13 protein-coding genes are annotated in these 10,912 nt (G+C 59.3%); 7 read left to right on the plus strand and 6 right to left on the minus strand.

What is annotated here, in order from left to right:
* On the plus strand, positions 1–774 hold a 774-nt coding region (locus EDC90_RS19580; protein ID WP_132314217.1), incomplete at its 5' end, for an NAD(P)-dependent oxidoreductase.
* Between the two features lie 243 nt (positions 775–1,017).
* On the opposite strand, the gene EDC90_RS21000 is transcribed toward EDC90_RS19580, so the two are convergent.
* The gene (locus EDC90_RS21000) at positions 1,018–1,161 is read right to left on the minus strand and encodes a hypothetical protein (RefSeq protein WP_165972911.1); all 144 of its coding nucleotides are present in this window, start codon (positions 1,159–1,161) and stop codon (positions 1,018–1,020) included.
* 23 nt (positions 1,162–1,184) lie between these two features.
* Between EDC90_RS21000 and EDC90_RS21470 the strand changes: the two genes are divergently transcribed.
* Positions 1,185–1,538, plus strand: coding sequence for a substrate-binding domain-containing protein (locus tag EDC90_RS21470; protein WP_132314218.1), 354 nt, complete (start codon positions 1,185–1,187; stop codon positions 1,536–1,538).
* A gap of 63 nt (positions 1,539–1,601) precedes the next feature.
* Here EDC90_RS21470 and EDC90_RS21510 read toward each other — a convergent pair whose 3' ends face one another.
* Both EDC90_RS21510 and EDC90_RS19595 read right to left on the minus strand, forming a co-directional pair.
* Positions 1,602–1,790, minus strand: a complete 189-nt coding sequence (locus EDC90_RS21510; protein WP_132314227.1) for a LysR family transcriptional regulator — start codon at positions 1,788–1,790, stop codon at positions 1,602–1,604.
* Between the two features lie 91 nt (positions 1,791–1,881).
* A complete protein-coding gene (locus EDC90_RS19595; protein ID WP_132314219.1) occupies positions 1,882–2,589 on the minus strand; it encodes a FadR/GntR family transcriptional regulator in 708 nt (235 codons plus the stop codon).
* Between the two features lie 153 nt (positions 2,590–2,742).
* Here EDC90_RS19595 and EDC90_RS19600 point away from each other — a divergent pair, with 153 nt between their 5' ends.
* From EDC90_RS19600 to EDC90_RS19615, 4 genes are all read left to right on the plus strand, one after another.
* The gene (locus tag EDC90_RS19600) at positions 2,743–3,762 is read left to right on the plus strand and encodes an ABC transporter substrate-binding protein (protein WP_132314220.1); all 1,020 of its coding nucleotides are present in this window, start codon (positions 2,743–2,745) and stop codon (positions 3,760–3,762) included.
* A 111-nt stretch (positions 3,763–3,873) separates the two neighbouring features.
* Entirely contained in the window at positions 3,874–5,577 is a 1,704-nt protein-coding gene (locus tag EDC90_RS19605) for an ABC transporter permease (protein ID WP_132314221.1), read from the plus strand.
* Positions 5,578–5,591: 14 nt separating this feature from the next.
* Positions 5,592–6,692 carry an ABC transporter ATP-binding protein gene (locus tag EDC90_RS19610; protein WP_132314222.1) on the plus strand — a complete coding sequence of 367 codons (1,101 nt, stop codon included), beginning with the start codon at positions 5,592–5,594 and terminating at the stop codon, positions 6,690–6,692.
* A gap of 19 nt (positions 6,693–6,711) precedes the next feature.
* Entirely contained in the window at positions 6,712–7,860 is a 1,149-nt protein-coding gene (locus tag EDC90_RS19615; protein ID WP_165972913.1) for a mandelate racemase/muconate lactonizing enzyme family protein, read from the plus strand.
* Positions 7,861–8,344: 484 nt separating this feature from the next.
* On the opposite strand, the gene EDC90_RS21125 is transcribed toward EDC90_RS19615, so the two are convergent.
* The gene (locus EDC90_RS21125) at positions 8,345–8,566 is read right to left on the minus strand and encodes a hypothetical protein (RefSeq protein ID WP_207903972.1); all 222 of its coding nucleotides are present in this window, start codon (positions 8,564–8,566) and stop codon (positions 8,345–8,347) included.
* A 77-nt stretch (positions 8,567–8,643) separates the two neighbouring features.
* Between EDC90_RS21125 and EDC90_RS19625 the strand changes: the two genes are divergently transcribed.
* A complete protein-coding gene (locus EDC90_RS19625) occupies positions 8,644–9,225 on the plus strand; it encodes a hypothetical protein (RefSeq protein WP_132314224.1) in 582 nt (193 codons plus the stop codon).
* A 152-nt stretch (positions 9,226–9,377) separates the two neighbouring features.
* Here EDC90_RS19625 and EDC90_RS19630 read toward each other — a convergent pair whose 3' ends face one another.
* Together EDC90_RS19630 and EDC90_RS19635 are read right to left on the minus strand one after the other, a co-directional pair.
* The gene (locus EDC90_RS19630) at positions 9,378–10,307 is read right to left on the minus strand and encodes a ribokinase (protein WP_132314225.1); all 930 of its coding nucleotides are present in this window, start codon (positions 10,305–10,307) and stop codon (positions 9,378–9,380) included.
* Between the two features lie 59 nt (positions 10,308–10,366).
* A complete protein-coding gene (locus tag EDC90_RS19635) occupies positions 10,367–10,801 on the minus strand; it encodes a carbohydrate ABC transporter permease (RefSeq protein ID WP_132314226.1) in 435 nt (144 codons plus the stop codon).
* Between the last annotated feature and the right edge of the window lie 111 nt (positions 10,802–10,912).

Here is a 10,912-nt window from a genome sequence, read left to right on the forward strand (position 1 = left end):
ACCTTCGATCTTCCGGAGACGCTCGCCGGGGCAGAGCCCCAGAACACCATCGCGGAGGCCGTATCGGGTTGCGAACTCGTCATGGTCTGCCTGACAGGGCCGGATGCGCAAAAGGCAGTGTACTTCGGTGATGATGGCATTGTCGCCAATATTGCGGCAGGAACAATCATTGCCGATGCGACCACGACCGATCCCGATCTGTCGCGTTCCATCTCGGCCAGCATCGCGGAACGCAATGCCAGCTATCTCGATACGCCGGTCTTCGGAAGCAAGGGCGAAGCTTGGGCCGGAAAACTCGATTTCGTCTGCGGCGGCGATCAAAGCGCGCTCGAGCGGCTAGGACCCGTTCTGAAACCACTTTCGGCCACGGTTCACTATATGGGACCGACCGGCAGCGGCGCGATGATGAAGCTCGTCGGCAATCTGCTGGTAGCCGCCCAGATGGAGTCCCTCGGAGAGGCTTTGGCGCTCGCCCGCAAGGCCGGGCTTGACGGCGATGCCGTCATGGGCGTCTTTGACGTAACCGACTACAGCTCGCTCCTGATCCGCAATGTCGGGCGCGCGACCCTTGCCGGCGACTATTCGCCAAGCTTTTATCTGCGCCATATGCTGAAGGACACCCGGCTGGTGCGCGCCTTTGCGGGCAGCCAGGATGTCCCGGTTCCGGTAACCACCCTGATCGGCGAACTCTATGCCTCAGCCAACAACAAGGGCCTCGGCGACCTCAACGCTTCCGCCATTCACAAGATGCTGTTCGAACTCTCCGGGCTTTGACCCGCAACCGGCATTGTCCCAGGTTTAATTTGAGAGCCTGTGTGACCTGAGCTCCGACTTCCCATCAGATTCTGGGAGAATCTTGGGTAATCTGCAGTGCGCCCATTTGTTGGACCGCCGGTCTCACGTTCAGTTGGTGGAACGAAAGACGACCGGCCCGGCGGGAGGAATTGCGGCCTGCCGAGCTGAGGCAGAGCCGCTTTCACCAATTCTGGCGGTCAAGGTTTCATTGACCGCACAGGCTCAGCCAAGGTGACGAATCCGCGGGATATACTTGTCTTCAAGTGCCTTGTTGGCCGCGTCTCCTCCCGGCATGTTCGCACTGCGCCAGACCGGCGGCGTTCCGCCCATCTTGGCGATCAGGCGGATCGTCTCGATGACCAGCATGCTGAGAACGAAGGCATTGCAGAATGTCGAGGTCGCGCCGGATTTTTCCGAGGCCCCCTCGATCTCGACATAGGCGTCGCCGAGCGGCAGATGATTGTCGAGAAAGAAGTCGACTTCCTCATAGAGCTTCTTGCCCGAGGGATGACGCGCTGACGATCACCTCGCCGGGCTCCTTGCCCACACGATATGCGAGCACACCCCTGACGACGATCGCCTATGATTCGGAACGGCTTGCCTATGAAGCCGTTGACCGGCTTATATCCATCATCAAGGCGGGCGAGCTGGTGCCGCCGCCCCGCCACGAGACGATCGAACCGAATGTCTTAATCCGCCGGAGCACCGGCAGCCCGCGTTCCAGAACGTCCACCTCGCGATAACTTCCTCTTTGCGAAAACCGTCTTGTGCCGGCCGCGCTATTCGACGAGAGTTCGCCAGCCAGGCTATTTTGAAATGCACGCCAGGAGACCCTTTTGGGTCCGCTCGAACAGTTCCGCGTCCAGTTCGTCTTCAAGCAGCTGCAGGCTCTTCGTCAGCGCAGGCTGGCTGATGCCTTTTTCTGCGCCGCCGTTGACAGCTCGCTTTGGTGCAGAACGGACGGCGCGCGTGGTTGTGACGGATTTGGCCCAAATGCGTCATTCAGTTTAGTAGCAAAGAGCGCTCCATCACAGCCGTTGATAGGCCCCCTGGAGCGATCTCGTGCCAGTACGGTGCGGGGAGGTACTACTGATATCCGCTGTTGATCAATGCCCGCACCGTCATGTCGAAATGATCGCTCATGGCCGCTTCAGCCGCGGTCGGATCGGTGTCCCGCACCGCTTCGGCGATGTCGGTATGCTGCTTGATGATGGCGACGAGCTCCTCGTCGGAAGGGCGGGTCTGCCAGCCGATCGGACCCGATTCATTCATGACCGCGGAAAACGAGCCGATAAACAGGTCATACATGGGATTGCGGCTGGCAAGACCGATGGCGCGGTGGAAGGCGACGTCGAGACGCGACAGAATCTGGCGATCCGGCAGATTGTCCATCATCTCCGCCGCCAGCCGAACAATCTGCTGCGCCTCCTCTTCCGAGCGCCTGATTGCAGCGAGATGAATAGCGCGCATCTCGATCGACCGGCGCACATCCAGCACCTGTTGCGTGGTCACCTGGCCGGTGCGAATAGCATGGTCGATCAGGATTGCCAGCGCATTGGGGTCGATGCCGGCAACACGAGCGCGTCGGCCGTTTCCGCTGTCAATGACATGCAGCGCCTCCAGTGCCCGCAGCGCCTCACGCACCGCGCCCCGGCCGACCTCCAGCCTTTTGGCGAGTTCCATCTCGCTCGGGAGAGAATCTCCCAGGGTCAGGTCTTCGCTCCTGATAAATTCATAGATCCGTTTCGTCGTGCTTCCGGCACGGCCCTGGTCTTTTGTTTCCTCTGACATCATTCCAACTCTCGATCCCGTTTAGCGATGCGGTATAGCACCTCTTTCCGCAAAAGAGAAGTAGGTTAGGCTTGACCTATAGTACAGGTTTAGGATATTTGGTTCATTGATTGAGCAAAACCTGTTGACAATCTAGCTTCCTTGGAGGAGGAAACCATGAAAATCAAATCCATGCTGAAAGCCGGTCTCGCGGCAAGCGCCCTGGCAATCTCGTCGGCCAGCGCCGTGTCGGCCGCGGAAATCGTGGTTTACACGAACTGGGTCATCGAGGAGACCGAGGCCTTCGAGGCTGCCTTCGAAGCCGAACACCCCGATATCGACGTCGTCTTCTTCCGCGCGCCGATCGAAGAACTGTTCACGACAATCGATCTTGAGGTTCAGACGGGACAATTGCGCGCCGACGTGATCATTTTCGGAGACACAACCCGCGCCACGGCACTGGCCGAAAGCGGCATTCTCGGCCCCCTCGAACTGTCGGAGGAAGCGAAAGCCGCAATCGATGACAGCCTGCTCGACCCGAACGGCATCATCGCCCCCTATATGCTTCAGCCGGTCGTGGTTCAGTACAACACCAATGCGGTCCCGGACGACATCGAACTCGATTCGTGGAACGACCTTCTCGATGATCGTTTCAAAGGGCGCGTCGCGCTCGGCGATCCGCGCGTCACCGGAATGGTGCACCCCGCTCTGTGGACCCTGACATCCTATCTCTTCGAGGAAGACGGTTTCGGCTGGCCATTCGTCGAGAAACTGGCGGCCCAGCAGCCGCGGCTAGCCACGGGGCATCGCGGAATTCGCGATCTCGTCGCGCTCGGCGAAGTGTCGATCGCCATTCAGACCGTCGACAATGCCGTGGAATCGGTGGCGCAGGGCGAACCGACGAACTACTACTACCCCGTCGAGGGCACGCCCGTTCTCTATCAATCGATCGGGGTCGTGGCCGGTTCAGGCGAACCCGAGGCCGCCCGCACATTCGCATTGTGGATGGTTGGCCCCGAAGGCCAGCGGCTGGTCAACGCCGAGATCGGCGCCCTGCCCGTGCGCGGTGACGTTCCGATCGAAAAAGGCGAGACGATCGACGAAATGCGCAAACGCGCAAACGTCGTCGTTATGGGCCCCGAGCTGACCCAGGAGGTCCGCCAGGAACAGGCGGTGAAATTCTACGACTACCGTTAACCCATCCGGCCGCCGGCCACGCGCCGGCGGCTGTCAGTTGTCGCTTTCTCATCATCGGGAAATGCAGCGCTCTTTGATCTGCGTTCTCCCCCTTCAGCGTAACGGTTGATCATGTCCACTACACAACTGAAGCGGCCCGGATTCGATGCCGGGAAGATCGTTTGGGCCGCATGTATTCTGCTGACGGTCTACTTCGTCCTGCTGCCGATGGCCTACCTGGTTATCCGGGCCTTCTTCTTCGACGGAACACCGTCACTAAGCCTGTTCGTCGAGTATCTGTTCGCCGATCCGCGTGCAATGCGCGCCGGGTTGAACTCGCTGATCTTCGGCGTATCCGTCGCCGCGGTCTCGGTTCTCGTCGGTGTGCCGCTCGCCTTTGGCGTCAGCCGCACGGATATGGCGTGGAAGGAGCTCGTGCGCATCACGGTGCTGATCGCCATCATCACACCACCCTTCCTGCGCACCATGGCCTATATCCTCCTGTTCGGCCCCAATGCCGGACAGCTCAATGTGCTTCTGCGCTGGGCATTTTTTCCGGAGATGGCGTCCGGCCCGCTCAATGTCTACACCATCCCCGGGCTGATCCTGCTCTCCACGCCGATCGGCATCGCCCAGGTCTTCATCCTGACCTCGACGGCGCTCAGCCAGATGGATCCCGCACTTGAGGAGGCCGCCCGCACGAGCGGGGCAAGCCGGGCCCGCACGGTCTGGACCGTTTCACTGCCCGTCTGCCGCAACGCCATATTCGCCGGCGCGCTGATGGCATTCGCGATTGCTCTTTCCCTTTACGGGACGCCTCACCTGCTGGGCATCGATGTCCTGACGACACAGATCCGCGAAGCCCTGCTGATGCCGATCAACTTCGAGGCGGCCGCCGTGCTATCAACCGGCATCACGGCACTCGGTCTCATGGCGCTTGTCGCCTACAGGCAGGTCACGCGGGAAGCCAACCGCTACCAGACCGTCAGCGGCAAAGGGTTCCGGCCGGCCGTCATGCGGCTCGGGGGGTATCGTCACCTGTTCACCGGGCTTGGCATTCTCTACGGACTATTGTCCTTCGTGCTGCCCTATGGCGCCCTGATCGTGATATCCTTCTTTCCGACGCTCGGACGCCTTCCCTCCTTCAGCGAACTGACATTCTCGCATTATGTCTATGTCTTCACCTCCGACGCCAGTCTGCGCGCGATCTGGAACAGCCTTATTCTGGCGACCGCGACGGCTTTCATTTCGATCATTCTGAGCACCGTGATCGGCTACATCGTCGTGCGTTCGCGCTCGCGCTTTCGCGGCCTGCTCGACTACCTGGCGATCGCACCGTTGGCGCTCTCGGGCATCGCGATCGCCGTCGGGCTCGTTCTGGTCTACACCAGCCAGCCCTTTGTCAGGCTGCATCTCTATGGCACATCATGGCTGCTGCTCTTTGCCTATATCGCACTTCAATTGCCCATAGCGCTGCGGGCCATCCAGACCTCGCTCATGCAGATCGGCCCGGAACTGGAGGAGGCTGCCCGCGTTGCCGGCGCCACCTGGGCGGGCAGCATGCGCATGGTCATCCTGCCGCTGATCAAGCAGGGGCTGAGCTATGCCTGGGTCCTGGTCTTCCTGGGCGTCATCCCTGAGCTCAGCGCATCGATCATGCTGCGTCAGCTCGGCAATGACACTGTCGCCACCATGCTCCTCGATCTCTGGGGCGGCGCCGGCGGCTTCCAGCGCGCCTCGGCTCTCGGAACGGCCGTCTTCCTGCTCGTCGCAACCGTATTCTTTGTCACCCGGTGGCTTACGCGGCGCGATGCCTTTGGCACCGTCAAAAGCTGAAAAAGGCTCTCGAAATGTCATACAAACTTGAACTGAACAACATCGTGCGCAACTACGGCAGCTTCCAGGCTCTCAAGAGCATCGACCTGCAGATCGAGGAAGGCGAGTTCATCTCGCTTCTGGGGCCGAGCGGATGCGGCAAAAGCACGACCATCCGCCTGGTCGCCGGGCTCGACAATCCGACGGATGGAGAGATCCGCATTGACGGAGACCTGGTGTCGAGCGCCGGCGGTGGACTGCCTCCGGAAAAGCGGAACATCGGCATGGTATTCCAGAGCTATGCCGTCTGGCCTCACATGACGGTCTTCGACAACGTCGCCTTCCCGCTGAAAATGGCGGGAAGGCCCAAGGCCGAAATCGAAAGCCAGGTCCGCAAGACGCTGGCGCTCGTCGGGCTTGACGGCTTCGAAACTCGCTCGGCGACAATGCTGAGCGGCGGCCAGCAGCAGCGCGTTTCGCTGGCGCGCGCGCTTGCGCCCGAACCGGCCATCTTGCTGCTGGACGAGCCGCTCAGCAATCTGGATGCGAAATTGCGCGAGACGATGCGCTTTGAAATCCGCGCGATCCAACAGCGGGTCGGGATTACCACGATTTTCGTCACCCACAGCCAGGAAGAGGCGCTCACCATGTCCGACAGGGTGGCGGTGATGAACGGCGGGATCATTCAGCAGATCGGTACGCCGGAGGAAATCTATCACCGTCCGAAAAACGGCTTTGTCGCCGGCTTCGTCGGCTTGGCCAACATCCTCCCTGCCCTTGCCGAGAGTTGCGCCGGCGATCGGCTGAGACTGCAGATCGCCGACGGCATCTCAATCGTCTGCGACCACGCGCCCGATCTCGATGGTAAACGGTGCCAAGCGATGATCCGCCCCGAGAGCATCACCGTCTCCCCCGGAGATGCCCTCGAGGCATCCGGAGACCTCAACAGCGTGCGCGGTGTGATCGACCGGGTCTCTTTCGGCGGCAATGTCGTTGACTATTTTATCACCTCGCCCGGCACCGACCTGACCTGGCGAGCTCAGACCAATCCGAAAAAACTGCTCGCATCGGGCACCGAGGTCACGATGACCTTCGGAGCCGACGATGTCCGCGTATTGCCGCTTGACCCAAAATAAGACTACGGAGGTTCCAGTTATGAAAATCAAGTCCATCAGAACCCGTGTTGTGAAAAACCCTCTGCCCCGCGCAGAGCTTGGCGGATTGTCATGGCATGTCGACCTTGCCTCCACGATCGTCGAGATCACCGCAGAGGACGGAACGGTGGGCATCGGCGAATCCACGATGTCCCGCGGCCCCGAACAGGAAGAGGTGATGGCAAAGGGAATTCTGTTGCTCTATGCGCCTCTTCTGGAAGGCTATGACGTTGACGATATCGAGGCGATCAGCCACCGCATGTGGCTTTACGGCCGGACAATGGGCTTCATCGGCCCGATGAGCGCCATCGACCAGGCGCTCTGGGACCTGAAGGGCAAGCGCTACGGCCATTCGGTTGCTGACATGCTGGGCGGGCGCGTCCGCGAGCAAGTCAATGCCTATGCCTGCAGCGCGCTGAAGAAATCGATCGAGGAGCATGTCGACGACGTCAAATATTACGTCGAACTCGGTTTCAAGGCAGCGAAGCTCTCGATCGGACGCGGCATCGATGAGGATATCCGACTGATCCGGGAAACGACATCAGCCGTTGACGGCAAGCTGAAGATCGCCGTGGACGCCAATGGCTATTACCAGAACACCATGGATGCCGACAAAATCGCCGCTGTCTGCGACGAGTGCGACATCTTCTGGCTCGAAGAACCTCTGCCAGTGACCAATGTTGCCGGTCTGGCCCGGCTCAACCGCGACTTCAGGACCCCGATCAGCGGCTTCCAGAGCGAAACCAGCGTCTATCGCATGACCGAATATCTCGAAAAGGACGCGCTTGAAATCTATCAGCCGCGTCTGGACTACTGCGGCGGCATCAGCCACTCCAAACGCGTGAGCGTGCTGTGTGATGCCAACCACAAGCGGTTCATCCCGCATGCTTTCGGCAGCGGCGTCAAATTCGCTGGCACGCTTCAAGTCATTGCCTCGGCGATTTCCGGCGGCTGGATCGAGTTTCCCGTTCTCAAGCATGAAGGCGGCCCCCGCTCCTATCACGCGGCGGCCTATCTGAAGGATAACCGTATTTTCGACGTCAACGAAACCGGTCAGGTCACCATTCCGAACAAGCCTGGAACAGGCGCGGAACTGGACAAGGATGCGCTGAAGGACCTGCAGGTCGCCGAGTACGAACATACCTTCTGATCGACGTTTCTTCCCGATGCCCCTGCGTTCGCGCTTCGGCATCGGCCCAAAACACTCCCAAGGCGGCGCAAGGGCATCCTGAGCCTCGCCGCCCGAGGGAGCTGAGAAGGCATGTTATCCGTCATCGAATAATTATGGACAGAATGCGGTTTGACTATCAGGAGGACATGGCTCGTCTGATTTGTCGAACCAGGCGGCATTTGGGTGATGTTGCAAGCGTCGGGTTTGACTGGTCTGCTGCTTGATCTTTTTCGTCGTTCCAGGATTTCATTTCCTCTGCCGAAGTAGACATCCGCCGGCGTGAAGTTGCCTCGGCTCTCGTAATATCGGCGGCACAATGCGGATCTTCTCTTCAGCGGAATATGATTTGCGGGTGGCACGGCGGATATCGTTGTTCGCCTTGTCTGCCGTCGGCTTTTGAGCTCCGGTTTTCTGTCTCAAAGTCACTTCCTTTGCGTGAGCTACGATGAGCCAAAACCCTCCCTTATCCGTTAAGCCAATCTGTCTCAAAGGCGTTGAGACGGAACATCGAGCATGGAAATGCCTTCGGAGCGGGAATAGGAATATGGATGCGGCCCGACCCGCCCAGCCCCTGGTAATCGGTCGCGACGACGGCAAAGCCTTCTTCCAGCCAGCGGTCGAGATAGGCCACATCGCGAGCACGCCACCCCGTCCACGATGGCGCGCCGGCATCAGCAATGCCCACGGTGCCATGCCCGTAGGCAAATAGCGGCCAACCGCGACCGAATCGAGAGCAAGGCCATGGCTCCGAAAGGAAACGGAATGAACCGACGACGTTTTCTGCTGGTGTCCGCATTTGCCGAGCTAGCAACGCCGCTTCTCGCTGCCGAAGACGATCCCCGCCGCATCGTCGAAGCCTGTTACGAGGCGATTGACGCGAAAGACTATCGTACAGCCTATCTGCTATGGAACCGGGAAGGACAGGCGAGCGGAAGGAGCTTTACCGCCTTTCGCAATGGCTTTGCGGAGACCGCGCGTTCCCGTGTTATCACAGGCGATCCGACCAATGGCTACGTCGGGATGAGCCAGCGCTGGATTGACGTGCCTGTCGAGGTTTGTGTCGTTCTCAAGAACGGCCGCCACCAGCATTCTTGCGGTTTCTGTCGCCTGCACCGCTATGCCCCAGGGGGCGACGCACCTAAGGAGGCGGAAGAATGGCATGTCTATTCGGCGCATATCGCACCGTGCGCTGAGCGCACGTTTCCTTTTCCGCATGACCGGCAATACAGTATCCGCGGGCGGGCCTCCGCCTATCGCCACTGGACACGCGAAGGCCTTCCACACGGGGGGCACGGCAAGATCCGGCAAACGCTTGCCAGGGGCAGGCGTCGTCGGGGCTGGTGATGCTTCCTGTCGGACTTTCGGATTGCGGGGTGTTTCGTCGGCAAACGACAAAAAGAGCTCTCTATGAGAGAGAGGCCTTTGATAGGTTTGATAAATCAGGTCTGGTTGCGGCAGGATTTGGACACTGTTTTGTTGGATCACCCGCGCAAGGATCATCGCTGAGCCTCCAGCGATTTCAGCGTTGAGGCGATGACATTCATCTCGGGAATCCCGGCTTGGGCTCCACGCCGCGTACATGCCACTGCGGCAGCCGCGCAGGCAATGCGAGCAGATTCACCAACGCTTCTGCCCGAGGCAAGTCCCGCCGCAAGATAGCCGCAAAAGGTGTCGCCCGCCCCAACGGTGTCGATCGCCTCAACGGCGGGGCTGGAGACTGCCGCGAAACTATCGGCTGTAGCGACAAATGCGCCACCTCTTCCCAGGGTGACAATAACCGTCTGCCTGTTCATACATGCAAGCGCCCTGGCCCTGGTTTCGGGCTTTCCACTCAGCATAGCGGCGTCGGAGAGAAGGGCGAATTCTTTCTCGTTGCAGATGATGATATCCGCAAGCGGCGCCAGTTCAGGGACATTATCGGTATAGGGAGCAGTGTTGAAAACGCTTATGGCACCGACAGACCGAGCTGTTTGAAGCACAGACAGATTTAAACCAGCAGGGACTTCCATTTGAAGCAACACAATATCCGCGCCACCTAATTCACGAACCGCGGAGATTGCCTGTTCCAGATTGACGCACCCATTGGCTCCGGCCACGACGACAATCGTGTTTTCGCCCGCATCATCCACGGATATTTGAGCGATGCCTGTTAGGTCCTCCGTCTGCTGGACCCCTGAAAGATCAACAGACGCCGCTTCCAGATTGGCTAGTGCCACACGCGCATATTCGTCCCGGCCAACGGCTCCCACGATGCGAGTGGCCACCCCGGCGCGCGCCGCCGCCAGAGCCTGATTGGCTCCTTTCCCGCCAGGCGCAATCTCATATCGATGGCCCACCACGGTTTCGCCCTGCTGGGGCAGGCGTTTTGCCGATACTATGACATCGGCATTCAGTGAACCAATCACAGCTACGACCCCTTGAGGCATACATCGTGTCTCCAGATAGTTTTCGACCCAAAATTTCCGCCAGGACACAAGGCAAGGGACTACCCCTTAACCCCTGCCGAAAACCCCTGCATAATACGCTTCTGCAGTATGGCGTAGGCGATGAGAACGGGGATCATGCTGATCACGAGGCCGGCGAAAATCGTTGACCAATCCGATGAGTACTCGCCGACGAAACTATAAATCGCAACTGGCAGGGTAAGATTGCGGCCACCACTGAGATAGAGAAGCGGCGTCATCAGATCATTCCAGATAAAGATCGTGTCCATAATCACGACCGTCCCGGTGACCGGGCCAAGCAGAGGAAAAAGAACGTATCTGAACAATTGTAGCCTGTTACATCCGTCGATGCTGGCCGCATCGTCATAATCCGTCGGGATTGCCCGCAGAAACGTGGTGAACAGGAAAATCGTAAATGGCAGGTGATGGCCCACATAGAATACCACAAGCGCGAGCGGAGCCAGAGGACCCAGCATATTCAAGCCGGAGAAATGGACTTGCCCTTATTTAGTGGAGAGGTTCTGTCTCAAAATTCCGGTTTATTACCTCGAACTGGATCGGTGATTTATATCCGAGAGCAGAATGTC

Source organism: Martelella mediterranea (genome assembly GCF_004342225.1).
Classification (GTDB): domain Bacteria; phylum Pseudomonadota; class Alphaproteobacteria; order Rhizobiales; family Rhizobiaceae; genus Martelella; species Martelella mediterranea_B.